Raw genomic sequence first — 18,156 nt, 5'->3', positions numbered from 1 at the left:
ATGTCCAAACCTTTGTATGTTTTTGATATGGACGAAACCTTAATCAACGCAGACTGTGCAATGATTTGGAACGCGTTTTTGGTCGAGAAGGGCATCGCGACTGAGCCCAACTTTATCGAAGAAGATCAACGCCTCATGAAGCTCTACGCTGAGGGAAAAATGGACATGGAAGACTACCTTGAGTTTTGTATGGCACCACTTTCCGACATGCCTATTGAGCAAGTAAAAATGTTAGTTGCAGAGTGCGTAGACAAACAGATTCTGCCCAAGCAGTTTAAGCAGTCCAAAACGTTGATCGAACAACTCTCCCGAGATGGCATTGATATGGTGATCATTTCCGCGAGCGTGACTTTCTTAGTCGAAGCGGTAGGCCAACGTCTTGGAATCCCAACATCATTGGGAATCGACTTGATTGAACAAAAAGGCACTTACAGCGCTGAAATTTCGGGCATACCTAGCTATCGAGAAGGCAAAGTCACCAGATTGCAACAATGGCTAGAAGCACAGCCAGAATTGTACTCAGAAATTCATTTTTATACAGATTCAATCAACGATTTACCGCTTTGTCAGCACGCTGACTACGCCTATTTAGTCAACCCATGCCCTCGCCTTCGAGAGCATGCGAATCAGCCAAACTGGACGGTATTAAGCTGGGATTAGCGAGCGGTATTTGGACGATCTATCACTTCTGACCCAATCAAAAAGAGCAGCAGGAAAAGCTGCTCTTTTTGTTCACGCAGAATAGCCTAAGCATCCACTGGATGAATGCGTCATGAGTTAAAACATGTCGTTAACAAAAGCAAGCGATTTATGCGGCTTTGCGCAGTAGAATTACCACTCATCATCATACACAACTGCGCTCACATAGATGAAAAACACAAACAACATACCGTTTATAAATCGAAATGTTATCAGAAACTTAGTTTTGGCACACACCAAACACAGAACAACAACATATTCGCAATTATAAGTAACGATAATGAAATCATTGATTGAGGAATTAACATTTTAACAATCATTACAACAATGTTAACTTTAGCGCAGTTGGTCGCACTGGTGGTAAGCCTCTCACCAAGCTATTGTCAGTTTGATAAGGATGTTCGACCATCTCCATAATGAATAGACACCGAATTTGGTGCCCTTTTTCGCCCGCAAAGACGGTTCTTTGCGGGCTTTTTTCTGTCTGCGATTTATCAATAGACATAAAAAAGCCAGCTTTTATATGCTGGCAAGAGAGCAACAAGATCAGCGCCTACTGCTATCTAGCGCTGAACGTGTATTAGGAGTCATTCTTTATTTTGACAAGGGCCATTCAGAAACTATGACTTACTCGCTTCTGATTTTTGGCACGCAACCTTTACCAATTGTGCCTGCTCTTCTTTAATACGTTTAACGATTCGTGCATCTCGAGCATCAATATCGTCCATATTCATTTGCTGAACCTCTGCTATCGCTTCGTGCTTCATTGCAGAGAAGTCTTGACGCAAATCAGAGCTCCACTCCTCCTTGTCTAAAGTGTTAGCAGCAGCGATTGGTGATGACATTACAGCAATAAGACCAAGAGTAGAAAAAAATACGCTTTTCATAGCGAGCTCCTTGAGGATTAGCAGTTTATTTTAGGTACGCTCTATACATTGCACGTACGATGCCAACTTTTTAACCCTTAAATTTCAGTGACTTACTATAAATCATGTTTTATCACCGAAACCCTCATGGTAAATTTCGCACACTGAGTGTCAAATTAACCATGACTATATTTTCTTTTTATTCTATTCATTAAAGCTATAGCACAAATGGCGCTATCTCGTACTTTCATCACGATTGCATTTGAGACAAATAAAAAGAGCAGCCCGAAAGCTGCCCTTGAATTACGAAGAGATAAGTACTTTAGTTAGAAGCTTTAACATGGGCTTCTGACGTGTCATCCGGCTTTTTGAAACGAGCGAACAGACGCGAGAAAAAACGCTTGATCGCTCTGAATATATTCTTGATATCTTCAAGCATCAGATACAAACAAGGCACCAATACTAACGTCAATATCGTCGCATAAAGGACTGCGAAGCCTAACGCGACCGCCATAGGAATGACGAAGCGCGCCTGTAAACTCGTCTCGAACATGATTGGCAGAACACCAGCAAACGTCGTGATTGAAGTTAGAGTAATCGCGCGAAAACGTGCACACCCAGCCTCAACAACGGCTTGTTTAATATTCATCCCTTTTTCTCGAACCTGGTTTACGTAGTCCGTCATGACGAGAGAGTCATTGATTACCACACCTGCTGCGGCAATAAGACCAAAGGTGGACATCATACTGATGTCTAACCCGAGCCAGAAATGCCCCCAAATCGCGCCCGTCAAACTGAAAGGGATCACCGACATCACAATCAGCGGCTGCGTGTAACTCTTCAGTGGCACCGCAAGTAGGATGTAAACGATGATCATCCCGGCAATAAAGAAGAGAATCTGCTCGTTACGCTGTGCAGCTTGCTCCTCGATGTCCCCACCTAGCTCAGTTTTAACGCTTGGGTACTGGTTTTTCATATCGGGCATGATGCTTTCATCGATGATTTTCACCACTTCTTCTGGCTCAATCAACTCTTCATCAATAGAGCCATAGACGTAAACCGTCTGATAACCACCCTCACGACGAATAGTACTCACGCCCGGTTGCTCATTGATCTGCACCACATCACCCAGCATGACCTTTTTGCCTGCAGGCGTTGTTATCACGGCATAGCGAAGCGATGAGAAAGCTTCACGCGTTAATTGCGGATAACGAACCATCACTTTGATTTCTTCGCCGTCACGGATTAATCGCTGTGCTTCACCACCATAGAAACTGCCACCCACTTGCTGAGCAATCATGGTGAGATCCAAACCGAGATCGTAAGCAACAGGCGCTAGCGAAAGCAGCACTTCTTTACTGCCTGAATCAATCGAAGATGAAATATCGTACAGACCTTCTTGCTGTTGCAAGCGGTCAATTAAGTAACGCCCCGCTTCATTTAGCTCATTGATATTCGAGCCAAACAACAGATACCCGAATTCGTCTCGATCACCACCACCTGCGCTCTGTTCACGAATCTTGATACTCTTCATTCCCGGAATGGTTGGCATCGCTTCACGCCAACGACGAGCCAGTTCGAACGTATTGAAAGGTCGTAAATCTTCGTCAACAAGCGGAACCAAAACTCGGCCTTCGGTACGGCTTCTGTTATAAGAAAGTACATCTCGAATCATTCCCTGACCGTGCTCTTCAATGGTCTGAGTTTCGACCTCCTGCATAACACGCTCAATGGTTTTAAGTGCATCAATGGTTTGCTCACTTGATACGGTATCATTCATTTCAATCGTGATCGCCGGATAGTCGGTCGGTACTTTAGGGTTAGGAATGACGCGTACGTAATTTGAGTTTACTAGCGCTGCACTGATTGCCAGTAAGCCACAAAATATGGCGAAAACACTCCAACGCCAGTGAGTACAAAGGGTGACAAAACGGCGATAAGTGCCATTAACAAAACCGAAGAAGCGCGTATTAAAGCGATCTCGCCATCCGCCAACCTTTATAGGTTTGAAATTGGTGTGTGCAAGGTGGGCAGGTAAGATCAACTTGGATTCAATCAGACTGAAGACTAAACATAAGATAACCACACCCGCGATGCCGTAGAAAAATGCACTATCGATTCCGCTAGAAAGCAAGAAAGGAGCAAATACAGCGATGGTCGTCAGAACGCCAAATGTCGCTGGCGTCGCAACGCGTTTAACACCACGGACTACGTTTTCGACACCTCCGCCCTTTTCCTCAATTTCACTGTAGGCGCTTTCCCCCATCACAATCGCATCATCGACGACGATCCCCAACACCATGATGAAGGCAAACAGAGAGACAATATTCACTGTAATACCCAAGGCAGGCATTAACATCACCGCGCCCAGGAAACAGACTGGTAAACCGATCATCACCCACATAGCTAAGCGGAAGCGCAAGAAAATACTCAGCATAATGGCGACCAAAGCGGCACCCTGCAGCAAGTTTTTCAGCATCATGTCGAGACGCCCATTGAGGTAATAAGTCATGTCGACCAGTACCTTAAGCTGAACGTCACTTGGCAGTGTTTTGTTTTTCGCCTCGATGTATTTATGAACCGACTCAGCGACGGGAATAATATTCTGGTCGCGCGTCGCTTCTACGGACATGTAAATCGCGTTTTGTCCCGAATATTCAAAGTAACGCTCTTCTTCAGTAAAGCCATCTTTGATTGTCGCAATATCCTGCAGCAGAACTTTCGCCCCGTTAGCGCCTAACTTTACCGGAATATTTCTGAATTCATCACCGTGGTAATACTGGTTTTCAATACGTACTGCGATCATCCCAGAGTTGGTTTTGACTTCACCCGCTGAAAAGTTGGCAGAGTAACGTCGAATCGCGTCACTCACATCACTCAACGTGAGGTCGTACTTACGCAGCACAAGCGGATCGACTTCAATCGCGATCTCTTCTTCAGGCGCACTCACATACACCAACATGACGTTTTTCAGTTGCAGAAGCTCATCTTCAATTTGCTTGGCGATGGGCTTTAACTCTTCGAGTGGCCTATCACCAACGAGCCCCATCTCAATCACGTCCTGACGCCACTCAACTTGATAGACATTAATTGGCTCCATACCCGCAGGTAAATTGGACAAGGTATCAATCCGTTGATTCACATCATCAAGCACGCGTTTGATGTCAGCATTTACATCCACTTCAATAGAGACATAAGCACTGCCTCGACTCGCTCGGGATACGACTTTCTTAATGCCCGTAACGTCTTTTATCGACTCTTCTACTTTGACTAGAATGCTCTCCTCTATTTCCTGAGGAGAGGCGCCAGGATAGGTTGCGCGCACATCAATGTAGTTAACTTCGATGTTCGGGAACATCTGTCTCTGAATAAATAGATAGCTCACGATGCCCATGACAATGATAAACACCATCAGCAGGTTCGCGGCCACAGGGTTATTGGCAAAATAGGCAATTATGCCCTTTTGATTGGTCTCTTCCATGACAAACTCCTACTTATTGTACGACGGTTTCGGAGTCGTCATTCTTTTTTGCGATTTGCACCGCCATGCCTTTTTGCGGGTACTCAGGCAAAGTTAACACCAGCTTATCGCTCTGTTCTAGGCCGTCACCGACCAACATAAACTCGCCTTCCGCTCTCAGCACTGTCACGGTTCGAGGCTGGAGTTGGCTGTCATCATTGACTACCCAGACGGTGCGGTTTTTAACCAATTCTTGAGGTAAGCGATAAATGTGTTTGAGCTCTTTACCGGTAAAGCTGACTTCGACATAAGAACCAAATTTGATTGGTGGTTGCTTATTATCGATCCCATATGGGTCCTCAACCTGAATCACCATATTGATCATTCTGGTTGCGCTGTCGATCATACCTAGGTCACGAACCACTTTGCCTTCACGCGTCGTCGACAAAATACCTTGCTGAGTGACAGTGGCACGAAGTTCATTGATAGATTCTGGTAAGAATGCACTGTCAAATCCAGCAATCGGCACATGTATTTCTGCTACTTCTATATTGTTGAGCGTAGCAATACGAGAGCCGGATGTAACGAACTGGCCGACGCCGATATCTCGCTCAACCACTAGCGCATCGTAGGGTGCAATGACTTTGCAGTTTTCCAGATCACGCTTAGCACGTTTCAAAGACGCTTGTGCCGATTTCACCTGCGCCTCTGCGCTTAGTACATGCGGTTTACGTAAATATAAGTCCGTTACTTGTTTATCACTCAGTTGCTTAGCCTGACGCTTGGCGACTTCTGCTTTCGCCTTCTCCTCGATCAATGTTGCACGAGCACTGGCCAAAGCTGCCTCAGCTTGAAGCACTGCCGCCTCGTAGTTATCGCTTTCAATCGTGAACAAGATTTCACCGCGCTTTACGATACCGCCAGTGACAAAGTTAGGGTGCCAACTGATGACTTCACCGCTCACTTGAGCAGAGAGGTGAGTTTTCTCAAACGGCACCAATTCGCCATGGCTGGTAATCACCACTTTGTGGTCGGTAGGAAAAAGTGAAGATGCCTGAACCGTCGGCTCAGCAATGGTTTCTTTCGTCGACTCTTTTTCGGGAGCCGTTGCGGCTATTGCGGCATAACCTGCGTACGAGCCACCAGCAACAACGAAGGGTAAAAGCCAACGCAACATGGGTTTTGATAACATCCAAAAAATCCTTTTTTATTGTTTTTGTCACCGTTTAGTGCTTGATACGACCTACAGGTGTCACATACTGCCAGCCAACTCAAGTTCCTATGAGTAAACGGTGAGGTAGTTATACCAATCTAAATAACGATTTGATCATCTCGCTATTCAGATTAGTTTTGCATCTGAAATAGACTATTCTGTTCATCTCCAAGTAAAGGTAAGCACTGAAGAACCACCGAAACCTGGACTTCATAAGAGAACAACACTCACAAAGGCTTGAGACCGTAATCCACGGCAAATTATCCTTTAAAAGCTCATAAAATTAACAAAATTTTAACTCACTTCGCAAGTTGTATACCCTTACTCACACATCCCATACGCAAGCTGCATGCCAGATATATAACCATTAAAAATCAATGAGTTATTCATATTCGTGCAATTACCCTAGTCATGTATAGGTGAGAAATACCAGATATTAGTGAATCCAACCAATTAGAGTAAAAACATTAATTAAATAAATGATTTTGTGCGTCTAAAAAAGCGAGCCAACACAAACTTCTGAGAGGAAAAATCAACTCAAGTAACAACCTAAACAAGACATTTAGCGCCAGCAGCTAAAATTCTCCTGTCTAATGTGCGTGATTGTGTATTCAGCCCTGCACGTTGAAACCATTTGCGTATATACTCAGCTTAAGTAACGTTTTGTATTACAAGGATATGTTCATTGTCTCATATGTTTACTAAGCTCATTTTCACCTGCATGTTTACTTTTCTGTCGGCCTGTTCTGCAATTGAGTACAGAGACCCTAGTGAAAAGTCCACTACGTTTCAGTACGGTTACCAATCGGATTCAGCGTTGGCGCACTACTTTGAGGCTTACGAAAAGGATCCGAAAACGGAGACTGGTTTTTATCCTCTTAACCAAGGTCACGATGCGCTTCTTGCACGTATCTCGCTGATTGAATCTGCTCAGAAAAGCCTGGATCTTCAGTACTATATCTATCGAGGAGATGAGACCAGTAATTTCATTACATGGCGACTGTACGAAGCAGCAAAACGAGGGGTTCGAATTCGCTTGCTGCTTGATGACATGCAAAAGCGGAACGATAAAATGATGGCCGCAATGAACGCCCATCCAAACATCGAAATCCGATTGTTTAATCCTCACCAATATCGCTCGGCAAGGCTATTCGGGTTTGCGACAGACTTCGATCGTCTGAACCGCCGAATGCACAATAAATCGCTTGTCGCTGACAGTGTTGCGGCGGTAGTAGGTGGTCGAAATATCGGCAATGAATATTTCTCGTTCGAATCTGAAGTCTCATTCGGTGATTTCGACTTGCTGCTTTACGGAGAAGCAGTTCAACAAACGGCAGACCAATTTGATCTCTACTGGAACAGTGTTTATTCCATGCCGATGGAGTGGGTTTTCCCTGGGTCTGAACAAATCACCGAGGCTGCCATCCAAACACAAGTCGAGAAGCTGCAACTGACTGACAAATTTACTAAAGGTCGTTATAACTTCAATATGCTCGACATGTATCAAGAGCTGAAGAAAGGCCAACTGACGCTTTATTGGGGTGAAGGAGACATCTGGTTTGACTTACCAGATAAAGTGGCGACGCATGAAAGCCAGCTGGTTGGTAACTTATCCGAGCTACTCAAAAGTGTGGACCACTCGTTCGTGCTTATCTCCCCATATTTTGTGCCAACCGAAGCAGGAACAAAAGCGCTGACCAACGCCGCGAAACGAGGGGTGGATATTACGATCGTCACCAACAGCCTCGCTTCTAACGATGTCTTTGCAGTGCATGGCTGGTATTCAAAGTACCGAGAAGATCTGCTCGCTTCAGGTATCAAACTCTGGGAAGTAAAATCCAGTGCCAAACTTAAGAGCAAATGGAGCTTAACGGGTAGTAGCCGCGCGAGTTTGCATGCCAAAGCGATGCTAATCGATAAAGAGACGCTTTTTGTCGGCTCAATGAACTGGGATCCACGCTCGGCAAAACTCAACACCGAAATGGCCGCTGTGATTAAACAACCAGAATATGTTCAAGACTTTCTGGCAACCTTGCCTGAAATACTCAATAACAACGCTTACCGAGTGACGCTCCGCGACGGTGATATTGTCTGGACTGACAATAAAACAGGGCAGGAATATAACTCAGAACCTGAAGCAAGTATGTGGCGAAGAATGGGCTCTTGGTTCTCAGGTATTTTACCTATCGAAGATCAACTTTAATTTGCTTCGATCTTAAAACAGCGCCCTTAGTCGGCGCTGTTTTATTATTTAATCCAAAGGATAGACGACTTTAAACCGCTCTAAAACCAACAGCCGTTGCTCATGCCATTCAATGCTTAACTCATCACATTCGGCTTGGAAGAAGCGGGCATGAGCCTCGCGCCACCATTGTAGTGTTCTATCCCCTTCACCTTCAGCTCTCGCAAAGTCCTCTCCTACCTCGCTGTATGGGCTGGTAGAAACTTCGGTAATTTCAATCACACAAACGGGTTCACCATCCCAATTCGTCACAACCTGAAGGTGCCCAACTTGAGGCATGGCTTCTCCGTGTTCGCTATACCAAACTTCCATGCTGCAAGACGCTGTTTTTTGCCCTGTTCGAACCAGCTCCGCGCATAGGTTCGCGTTGTATTCATCAGCACAGTAATAATCTGCACTCATTGACGGAATGGCTTCTCGTTGCCGAGAATTAAGTAATACTAAGTACTGATCGAGGTAACTTTTAGCTTTGACGTCCATAACAAATGCCCTAACAATCAATGAGGTGGAAGAAGCTTAATGGCTCATCGAGCAAAGAACAATATTCTAGAATCTAAAAGATGAGCTGTGCTCTGCTGTCAAAGAGTACAGTTGAACTGCAAAGGCAACGGAAAGTAAGGTAAATATTTCTTTTGTGAGAATTTTGCTAAACGTTTGTGCTATTTGCTATTGTTGCATGGTCTATCTGTATCCCTAAAGCAAAAGGACGTTTTATGCGCTTATTCATCGGTATTTTTTTCACACTGATTCTGTCACTGCCAACCTTGGCATCTGAAGAAAAATATTCAGAATCTGACTTGTTAGATAGACCGCTTATGGAGCGCTATATTTTAGACGAGCTTAAATCGCTACGTCAGGACTTCCAAAACTTGGAAAAACGCACGATTACTGAAATCACCGACCGTGAACTTAGCGTCGCTGATAAATCGTTAAACTACGCCAATGTCACCGTGACGTACTTCTTTTACATCATCGCAGGTGTTGCATCGCTGATCGCTTTCGTCGGTTGGCAGTCGCTGCGTGAATTTAAACACAACACCAAAGAGATGGCCGATAAGCGATTGGATAAGATCGCAAGTGAATATGAGAAAAAGTTTGTTGCACTGGAAAGAGACTTAAAACGCAAGACTCGCATCATCAGTGAGAACAACAAAGAAATCGAGAAAATCAACGAAATCCATAACTTATGGCTGCGCGCGCAAAGTTCCCAAACACCTGAGCAGCGAATTGAAATTTATGATGAAATTCTGGTTATTCGCCCTGGTGATTTGGAAGCACTCACTTACAAAGCAGACGCCGCAATGGAAATTAATGAATACCATTGGGCGCTCAGCATTTGTAATCGCGTTTTAGAAGTGGACTACACGAATGGCCCGGCACTTTATCAACGCGCTTGTGCCTATTCTCGATTAGGTGTTGAAGAACAAGCGATTGAAGATTTAGAGCGTGCCATTGAGTACAGCCCTTCGATTCGTGACCTGTTAGCTGAAGAGCGCGATCTTGAACTGCTACACGGCAACGAACGATTTGAGAAGCTGTTGCAGCTCCATCACGAGTAACGGAATAAACGACATGAGCCGTCACTTTAATCTAGAAGATGCCAGCCAGGTATTGGTTGGCGCTTTTGCTCTTGCAGTACCAATTTCTTTTTCCGAAGAAGCATGGCGCTTGGGTGAAAGCTTGCCGATGGCAAACCTGCTCATGTTGTTAAGCCTCTCAGTTATTTTTCTGAGTTTTTTCGCTTATCAGAGTGTATTCCAAAGCCGAATTCGCCACCGCGTATCCATCTTTATTTTCCGCGTTATCATCGCTTACACCATTGCTGCAGTTGTGGTTGCACTGGTATTACTTTGTCTCGATAAACTTCCGCTCCTGACGGAGCCTTTGGTGGCGATAAAACGTATTATCGTCATCACGATGCCAGCATCTATGGGCGCGATTGTCGTCGACAGCTTCGATAAAGAGTAAGCCTAACTTCACTCATCCAACGTTAGGTTAGAGCCTGAATGATCTTTTCCTAACACATCTTCTGGGTTACGTAAGGCGCACGTTTCAAGCGATAGACAACCGCATCCAATACAACCACCCAAATCATTCTGTAGTGCTTTCAACTGCTGAATTTTTTGCTCTAACTGCTCATGCCATTGGCTCGCCATTCTCTCCCATTGCGCTTTGTTCGGTGCTTGATGCTTTGGCAGGTTATCCAGCGCTTGTTTGATTTCTTCTAAAGACAAGCCTACCTGCTGCGCAGCCTTAATCACGGCAACACGGCGTAACACACTTCGATGATAGCGACGTTGATTTCCCTGATTTCGCCAGCTCGAAATTAATCCTTTTTGTTCATAAAAATGCAGTGCCGACACTTTCACTCCAGAACGTTTCGCTACTTCACCTACGCTGATTTCCATCCCTGACTCCCATTCCAATGATTTTGCAAAAAACACTTTACCTCAAGTTTACTTGAGGTTTTAGAGTGAGACCAAATCAATTATCGAGGCACAAATATGAAAAACAAAACTCAGCCTTATTTAATCGGAAGGTTCTTCGACAGCATATCGTCAGGCTTATTTATGATGGCACTTCCCTGGGTAATGCTGGCTTCGCCAGGAATGGGAACATTTGTCGCGTTAGTATCGCTTACCTGTACCGCAGTCTCTTTCTTGGTCACACCGTTCTTTTCCACTTTGACTGACCGCCATTCACGTAAAACATTGCTGATTGTGAATCAATGGGTACAAGCGGGAATGGCTCTGGTGGTATTCGTTGCGTACTGGCTTGAGCTAGAGTCCCACTGGCTATTAGCTTTTGCGCAGTTGATGTACTGGGTTTCCAGTAATGTTGCCTGGGCAACCAACAACGCATTTACTCAAGAAAACTACCAGCAACATGAGTACGCCAAGATTTCTGGTCAACAGGAAATCGTTATGCAATCCACGACTCTCGGCGCAGGTGCACTTGGCGTGGTGTTATTAGAAAAGTGGGGAATGATGGAGTTCGCTCTGTTTGCGGCAACGGCGTCATCGTTGGCTGCCATTTTCTATATACTAACGCCTTACACTCGCCGATTACGTGAGTCACACTCAGTTTCTTTCATGAACCAACTAAAAGAGAGTAAGCACATCTTTAGCCGTGAGCCTTACTTTTTCGGGTTCATTTTACTTTCTTGCCTCTCTTACCCGGTGTTGACGTACTTAAGCAAATTAGTCCCGATTTGGTTCTCAGAGCAGGACATTACTGGTGATTGGTTTGCAGGCTTTAACATCAGCTTTGGCTTGGGATCCCTGTTTACCGGGTTGATTGTTACGAAGGTACTTAACCGCCTTCCACACGCCCATATTATCTTCGCATCAATGACGATTCTTTCTCTTACCCTGATTGGCATGAGTTTCTCATTACATCCAATGGGTATATTGATGCTGATAGCCCTATTTGGTGTATTTAACGCATTAAACCGAATTGCGAGAATTAACTGGATGCATCACACGGTATCCATTCATCAGCGTGGTCGAGTGGATGGAGGAATCAGCATGTTCAGTACTACGGTGCAATCACTCAGCTATGTCGTCATTGCCATGCTGAGTCACTATGACATGACACGCTACGGCTTTATCTTCGCCGCTATAGTAATGATGGTGGCAGTGGGAGCGATGTGGGCACTGCAAAAGAATATTGGTGACAACAACGATTTAGCCCTCCAAACGGTAATGAAATGATCCGCACTAAAATTGGAAAATAAAAAAGGATGGCAGCCGACACTGTCATCCTTTTTGTTGTTAACGCTTAAACTAGCAAAACTTTAGAACCAAGTTTCCATCTGCAAAGCAAATACGGTTTCACCACCACGTCCCATAGTGCTTGCACTGTCATCCACGCTCACAGAGTAATTATTAAGATCATCACTCCAGTCAACATAGCTCACCGCAAAGCGTAACTCTGGACGGTCGAAGAAACCGGCTGCTGTTGCCAGCTTCAACGTTGGTGCTACTGTCGCTTTGTAGAATCCGCCACTCGCTTGTTCAACACTGTTGTCTAGGTCCATGTACTGGTAGGTTCCCTCGTAAACCATTTCAAAGTTTTCTGTTAACTCTTGAGCCAAACGAACGTTCAACGAAGCCCACATAAACTCATCATTGGTTTTCACACGATCCTGGCTGTACTCCGCCATCAGCGCTGGCGTAATTCTCCAGTTATCAGCAAAGCGAGTCACGCCATATGAAAACGCTCGAACTGCCTGAGCATCGTCATTCAAGTCACCATTTGAACCAATACCTTTTAGCTCGGCACCTAACCCCTGACCAATCGAAAAGCCTGTTTTAGAAAAGCCATCATTCACACCGTAAAAACTGTCGGCATGGTAAGCAAACAGAGCATGAACACCACTTTCTGCACGCTTAGTTGGTGACGTGTTGCTAGATGTTCTATCTTCGTTGTCAGACGACACCATACCACTCAACATCACCTGGATATTGCCAATGCGGTTATTGGTAGTCGCAATGTAGTTCTCGATATCAGTACTTGAGCTGTCGATTTCACCGAAGTCACGACCATAAATAGAGAAGTTCGATTTCCACTCATCCGTGATCTGAACATCGTAAACACCTGCACCAGTACCGGCTAGGAATACGATATCTGAATCGAAAAAGTGAATATCAAAGTTATCACGGTCGAATCGCTTACCAGCCCAAACTGTTGCATTATCAAATGCGCCGCTGAAAGAAGGTAAGTTTTTCAGCTCTGCATACACCTGACGAACATTCAACTTACTGTCGTCAGCCGTCCAATCATTGCTGCTTTCAACACTGTCCGCCAACATGATATGGAATCGAGCGCTCGAACCATCATCCATATAACGGTTGTGGATCAAGTTTGCTTCTAAGTAGTTATCATCCTCCAAGCCCAATCGACCAACCGGCGCACCTATCGCACCAGCCGCAGTCATGTAAGGTCCTGTTCCCGTTGCACCATTAAGATCATCATTGATCAAAAGACCTGCACGCGCATATCCATGGAACTCGAATTGCGATGCTGTGTTGTCGGCTTTGTTCGCAACTTGCTCAGTTTGCTCTAATCTGGATTCCAACTCGCTAATTCGAGCTTCTAAGGCATCCATATCTTCATTTGCATAGGCAAATGTTGTAGGTAGCAGAGCGGTTGCGATACTTAGTGCCAATACATTCGCTTTCATTATTTATTTCTCCAACATTAAATTGATTATTTCGAGACTTGGCAAACGTTCCCGACAAAATCGATTAAATGTGGAATTAAACCCAATAATAAAGACTAATATCCTGTTATCCGTTAGCCTAATTATTAGTCAACGCCATAAATAACTCGTAAATCACTATATAAAACAAATCGGGAACGATCCCGATAATTGATAAAAAATATTAACGCCATCACGATTTATTGAGTAAGCACTTGGTACTGATCACAGATTTGGGCCACTGCGAGGATCTGTTTATCTATGTCTGTCCAGTTCTGTTCGAACCAGCCTCTTTACAACAACTTTCAAGTTTATGATCTCGATTAGAAAACAATCAGCACCAGCATGAAACAAGTCACATAAAAATCAAGGCTTTTGAGTCATGCTATATAAAGCCAAGTGAATTGTTTTTGTATGAATGGGCTGACTTCTGCCAACAAGATACTTTAAAAATGGTCAGCAACTTCTAATATCGTAATAACCTCTTAATCTGCTTCCCTCAGTAAGGCGGTTGTATGCATAAAGTCATCCGGAAAATGACATGGAAGACGAATAGGCGGTAAACCCGCCCTACTCCAATGCAGTTCGTGACCTAATAACAGGTTTATCTGGAAACTGTGGTTTCCGCACGTCAGCAAGGAGGCTTTATGCCTATCAATAACATCCGCAACATCGCTTTTGTTGGTCAGACAGGAACCGGCAAAACGACCCTCGTCGAAAAGCTGCTCTTCACCTGTGACGCGACGCATCACTTAGGAAGCGTAGAAAAAGGCGATACCGTTACCGACTTCGACCCCCAATCTATTCAATATCAACATAGTATCGAAGCAACTCCTGTCGCGTTACGCTGGAATGATCATCGCCTGAATATTATCGACACTCCGGGACAGAGTGAATTACTCGGCAGAACGCTCAGTGTTTTTCCGGCCGTTGAAACCTCTGCACTTATTGTCGACCCACAAACACTACTCAACCAAACCTCTGATCGCTTATTTACCTTTGCTCAAGAGCAACAGAAGTGTCAGATGATCATCATTAACAAGCTCGACAACCAAGGTAACCAACTACAGATACTGATGGATAATATCGTTGAGCATTTTGGCGATAAATGTTTACCGATAAACCTGCCTTCTGCCGATGGCCAGTCCGTTATCGATTGTTACTTTGAGCCTGAACTGGAGCGAGAAACCCAGTTGGCTAAAGTGACTGAAGCACATGAAACCTTAATTGACCAGGTTATCGAAGTTGATGAAGAGTTAATGGAACTCTATTTGGAACAAGGCTCAGAACTCACTGCAGAACAACTGCATGACCCATTTGAAGAGGCGCTGAGAACTGGTCACGTGATCCCTATCTGCTTTGTTTCTGCACAGACGGGAGCGGGTGTCGAGCTACTACTTCGCACACTGGCTGAAATTATGCCGATGCCAAACGAAGGTAATCCGCCACTGCTTGAAAAAAACGGCAAGAAAATCAAAGTTAATTGTGAGTCTCTGGAACATACCGTAGCGCATGTTTATAAGGTGAGTGTCGACCCATATATGGGCAAACTGGCTTACCTTCGCGTTTACCAAGGTGAAATTAACGCTGGCAGTCAGCTTTACATCGGTGAAAGTAATAAAGCGTTCAAGGTTGGGCACTTGTACCAACTGCAAGGTAAAGAGCGGACAGAGATTCCACGTGCGATTGCGGGTGACTTCTGTGTATTAGCTAAAGTCGATGATCTTGAATTTGACTCTATCGTTCATGACTCCCATGACGAAGACGGCGTTGAGCTAAAAACACTCAATTTTCCAGACTCCATGTACTCTCTGTGCTTAAAACCACTAAAACGCGGAGACGAACAAAAACTGGGTGACGTACTTAACAAAATCGCAAGTGAAGACCCTTCGTTACGCATCGAACATCGAGCAAGAACCAACGAGACTATCATCAGTGGACAGGGCGAATTCCATCTCAAAGTTGCGCTGGAGAAAATGGCTAACGTATACAAGCTAGATGTCGAAACATGCCAACCAAGTGTCGAGTACTTCGAGACCATTACCAAACCAGCTGAAGGCCACTATAGACATAAGAAACAAAGTGGAGGCGCAGGTCAGTTTGGCGAAGTGCAGTTGAGAGTTCGTCCTCTGGAGCGTGGAGCTGGGTTCAAGTTCATCAATAAAGTGGTTGGCGGCGCGATTCCTACTGCCCTTATTCCTGCCGTAGAAAAAGGAATACTGCAAGCGCTCGAGGAAGGTGCTATCTCCGGAAACCCTATCAAAGATCTTGAAGTGACCGTCTATGATGGCAAATACCATTCTGTTGACTCTAAAGAGATAGCCTTTGTTATTGCGGGTAAAAAGGCGTTTTTAGATGCGGTTAATAATGCCGACCCGATTGTTCTTGAGCCAATCATTCAGATGGAATTACACATTCCAACCATTAACGTTGGGGATGTATCAGGTGATTTGTCTGGTAACCGAGGATTAATTGAAGGCACTGAGCCTGTGGATAATAACTTCACTCTGATCAGAGCGAAATCTCCAGTGAATGAGCTGCAAGACTACGCCCGAAGATTACGTGCGATTACCGGAGGTGAAGGCAGTTTCAGCATGACGTTGAGTCACTACGAACCCGCGCCACCAGCGGTGCAGAAACAAGTCTGTCAAAGCAGTACCCAGCAGAACTAATTGCTCAGTAAAAAGCCGTAAATAAAAGCGCCCTCATGTCGAGGGCGCATTTTTTATTTGTATTCGGAGCTATTTATCGAGCGACAATCCAATTTGACTGATTTTACTTTCGAACTCTTCGACACTTTCCGCTTTGTAAGTCGGTGAACCGTTAAAGTAACGTGGTTTCTCTGGCAGCATCGCATTTTTCAGCTCTATTTCTTGATCAAGATTGTCATGATAAACCGTCACGCGATGTGGAATATCCTGCTTCATTACAGCCATATTGGTTCTCCTTTATTAACACGAATTTTAAGCGTAGACCGAAATCCACAGACCAACAAAACCCTAGAGCAAAATTTAGACAACCACGACAACTTTTATGCAATTAAATGCACTAAATATAACTCAGCATTAGAAGAGGAACAGACAAGTTTAAACTCGCTTTATCCGATTGGATTTTTGTTGTAATGCTCCGATGACGAATGTGGCTCTGAAATTTGATACAAGCGACGCTGAGATTCAGAACACGAGGTTTCACAGTTACACACTTTATCGACACCAACATTATTCAGGCCACCACAGCTGCCTTGAATGCGCTTGTTGTGGAAAATCACACCAAGCGACATCAATAAAATAATTAGGAGAAAACCAACAAAGGTAAATACCCAGACCATACTAACCAACCTTGTTATCTGAAGCCTTTAAACTAAGTATAGCGGGGCTGGATTTCAGTGCTAACAACTCGCGAGGCGGTTTCGGGCGGCTCAAGATTGACGGTTTGGATTGTTTACCACCACAACCACATGATCCACAACCATCTTTTTTGTTGTGATTGGCCGAAGGTCGACCTTGAGACGCTTCGGTCAGCGGTGTTCTGGCAACGCCCAAAACGTCTTCTATAGAGCTACGAGTAGACAACCGAAATACCTGCTTTCCATTACGCAGTAATTTTTCCAGTGCTCGTTCACCAATATTACGAACCAGCACTGCATCGACGTTGTACTGATCCAATGACTGGATCATCTGAGATTTTGCTTTACAGCCAGACTGTGGCATCGCAGCAATATTAGCTAAATTTTGCAGCATTCCGTCTTCATCGGAATAAATAGCGATATAGGGCGCTTTGACAAAGTGGTTGGCTACGCGCTCACCATCATTAGGAACAGCATAAATCATAAGTTCGACTCCTCATTGGGAAAAACCAGTGCATGACCTTCAACTAAACTTTTTGCGACTTTAAATCGTGCTCTTTTTACCGTGTTGCCAAAAGTTTGTCTCGAAATACCCATTTGATCGGCAGCTTGCTGTTGACTTAATCCTTCTAAATCAGCGAGACGCAGTGCTTCGAGTTCTTCGGGCAGTATGTTGACTTGTTCTAATTGCTGAAACGGCACACCATTTGGCTTGAAACAGTGATGGGCAGCTCGCCCGCATATTTTCCGTTCTATTTTTGGCCTAGCCATCGCCATTCCTCTTAATTATCAACAAACCCAATAACTCCAAGAAACAGGTTATTGGCATACACGTTACGCCCGTTTATGGCATACGCCAACAATATTATTGGCATATGCCATAAAGCTAAGTTTGCAAAAATCGTAGTTAAAGAAAAAACAGGAAGCGTCTTATAAGGAGAAACAGTCTAAATTAGTGACACTTTTGATACTTGTGCAAAATAAATACGCAATAAACCCGTAAGACGCAATAGCTTTACACTGCTCTGATTGTTCTGACATTTTCATGCCAGTAACTGATTCTTATTGACACAACGATATCATTCCCTTGCTTTGTTATGACGTAAATTTCATAAGTGGGGCTAACA

Annotated in this window: 16 protein-coding genes; 6 read left to right on the top strand and 10 right to left on the bottom strand. The window is 44.5% G+C overall.

The window, feature by feature from the left end; all coding sequences use genetic code 11:
- Positions 1–660, top strand: a complete 660-nt coding sequence (locus VEJY3_RS16985) for an HAD family phosphatase (RefSeq protein ID WP_014233636.1) — start codon at positions 1–3, stop codon at positions 658–660.
- Between the two features lie 659 nt (positions 661–1,319).
- Here the strand turns inward: VEJY3_RS16985 and VEJY3_RS16980 are convergent.
- The 3 genes from VEJY3_RS16980 to VEJY3_RS16970 all read right to left on the bottom strand — a co-directional run bounded on the left by VEJY3_RS16980 (position 1,320) and on the right by VEJY3_RS16970 (position 6,217).
- On the bottom strand, positions 1,320–1,586 hold the full coding sequence (locus tag VEJY3_RS16980) for a hypothetical protein (RefSeq protein ID WP_014233635.1): 267 nt from the start codon (positions 1,584–1,586) through the stop codon (positions 1,320–1,322).
- Positions 1,587–1,887: 301 nt separating this feature from the next.
- Positions 1,888–5,046: an efflux RND transporter permease subunit gene (locus VEJY3_RS16975; protein WP_014233634.1), complete on the bottom strand. Its 3,159-nt coding sequence runs from the start codon at positions 5,044–5,046 to the stop codon at positions 1,888–1,890.
- A 13-nt stretch (positions 5,047–5,059) separates the two neighbouring features.
- Positions 5,060–6,217 (bottom strand): efflux RND transporter periplasmic adaptor subunit, encoded by a 1,158-nt coding sequence (locus VEJY3_RS16970; RefSeq protein ID WP_014233633.1) that lies wholly within the window; start codon positions 6,215–6,217, stop codon positions 5,060–5,062.
- Positions 6,218–6,932: 715 nt separating this feature from the next.
- Here VEJY3_RS16970 and VEJY3_RS16965 point away from each other — a divergent pair.
- Positions 6,933–8,441 (top strand): phospholipase D family protein, encoded by a 1,509-nt coding sequence (locus VEJY3_RS16965; RefSeq protein ID WP_014233632.1) that lies wholly within the window; start codon positions 6,933–6,935, stop codon positions 8,439–8,441.
- A 48-nt stretch (positions 8,442–8,489) separates the two neighbouring features.
- On the opposite strand, the gene VEJY3_RS16960 is transcribed toward VEJY3_RS16965, so the two are convergent.
- A complete protein-coding gene (locus VEJY3_RS16960; protein ID WP_014233631.1) occupies positions 8,490–8,960 on the bottom strand; it encodes an ASCH domain-containing protein in 471 nt (156 codons plus the stop codon).
- 233 nt (positions 8,961–9,193) lie between these two features.
- Here VEJY3_RS16960 and VEJY3_RS16955 point away from each other — a divergent pair, with 233 nt between their 5' ends.
- Both VEJY3_RS16955 and VEJY3_RS16950 read left to right on the top strand, forming a co-directional pair.
- Positions 9,194–10,039: a tetratricopeptide repeat protein gene (locus VEJY3_RS16955; protein ID WP_014233630.1), complete on the top strand. Its 846-nt coding sequence runs from the start codon at positions 9,194–9,196 to the stop codon at positions 10,037–10,039.
- A gap of 13 nt (positions 10,040–10,052) precedes the next feature.
- Positions 10,053–10,448, top strand: coding sequence for a DUF2391 family protein (locus VEJY3_RS16950; RefSeq protein ID WP_014233629.1), 396 nt, complete (start codon positions 10,053–10,055; stop codon positions 10,446–10,448).
- An 8-nt stretch (positions 10,449–10,456) separates the two neighbouring features.
- On the opposite strand, the gene soxR is transcribed toward VEJY3_RS16950, so the two are convergent.
- Complete coding sequence (gene soxR / locus VEJY3_RS16945; protein WP_014233628.1) at positions 10,457–10,888, bottom strand: redox-sensitive transcriptional activator SoxR; 432 nt, start codon at positions 10,886–10,888, stop codon at positions 10,457–10,459.
- Positions 10,889–10,984: 96 nt separating this feature from the next.
- Between soxR and VEJY3_RS16940 the strand changes: the two genes are divergently transcribed.
- The gene (locus VEJY3_RS16940) at positions 10,985–12,193 is read left to right on the top strand and encodes an MFS transporter (RefSeq protein WP_041170386.1); all 1,209 of its coding nucleotides are present in this window, start codon (positions 10,985–10,987) and stop codon (positions 12,191–12,193) included.
- 83 nt (positions 12,194–12,276) lie between these two features.
- On the opposite strand, the gene VEJY3_RS16935 is transcribed toward VEJY3_RS16940, so the two are convergent.
- Positions 12,277–13,665, bottom strand: a complete 1,389-nt coding sequence (locus VEJY3_RS16935) for a carbohydrate porin (RefSeq protein ID WP_014233626.1) — start codon at positions 13,663–13,665, stop codon at positions 12,277–12,279.
- Between the two features lie 665 nt (positions 13,666–14,330).
- Between VEJY3_RS16935 and fusA the strand changes: the two genes are divergently transcribed.
- Positions 14,331–16,355, top strand: a complete 2,025-nt coding sequence (fusA, locus tag VEJY3_RS16930; protein WP_014233625.1) for an elongation factor G — start codon at positions 14,331–14,333, stop codon at positions 16,353–16,355.
- 69 nt (positions 16,356–16,424) lie between these two features.
- Here fusA and VEJY3_RS16925 read toward each other — a convergent pair whose 3' ends face one another.
- The 4 genes from VEJY3_RS16925 to VEJY3_RS16910 form a co-directional block, all read right to left on the bottom strand.
- Positions 16,425–16,619: a hypothetical protein gene (locus VEJY3_RS16925; protein ID WP_014233624.1), complete on the bottom strand. Its 195-nt coding sequence runs from the start codon at positions 16,617–16,619 to the stop codon at positions 16,425–16,427.
- A gap of 161 nt (positions 16,620–16,780) precedes the next feature.
- On the bottom strand, positions 16,781–17,011 hold the full coding sequence (nqrM, locus tag VEJY3_RS16920) for a (Na+)-NQR maturation NqrM (RefSeq protein ID WP_014233623.1): 231 nt from the start codon (positions 17,009–17,011) through the stop codon (positions 16,781–16,783).
- A 1-nt stretch (position 17,012) separates the two neighbouring features.
- A complete protein-coding gene (locus VEJY3_RS16915; RefSeq protein ID WP_014233622.1) occupies positions 17,013–17,513 on the bottom strand; it encodes a NifB/NifX family molybdenum-iron cluster-binding protein in 501 nt (166 codons plus the stop codon).
- Positions 17,510–17,800: a DUF134 domain-containing protein gene (locus VEJY3_RS16910; RefSeq protein WP_014233621.1), complete on the bottom strand. Its 291-nt coding sequence runs from the start codon at positions 17,798–17,800 to the stop codon at positions 17,510–17,512. The genes VEJY3_RS16915 and VEJY3_RS16910 overlap by 4 nt, the downstream gene beginning before the upstream one ends.
- Positions 17,801–18,156: the final 356 nt, after the last annotated feature.

Source organism: Vibrio sp. EJY3 (assembly GCF_000241385.1).
GTDB lineage: Bacteria > Pseudomonadota > Gammaproteobacteria > Enterobacterales > Vibrionaceae > Vibrio > Vibrio natriegens.
The sequence above is the reverse complement of the archived record's forward strand: the minus strand, read 5'-3'. Positions and strand labels throughout refer to the sequence as shown.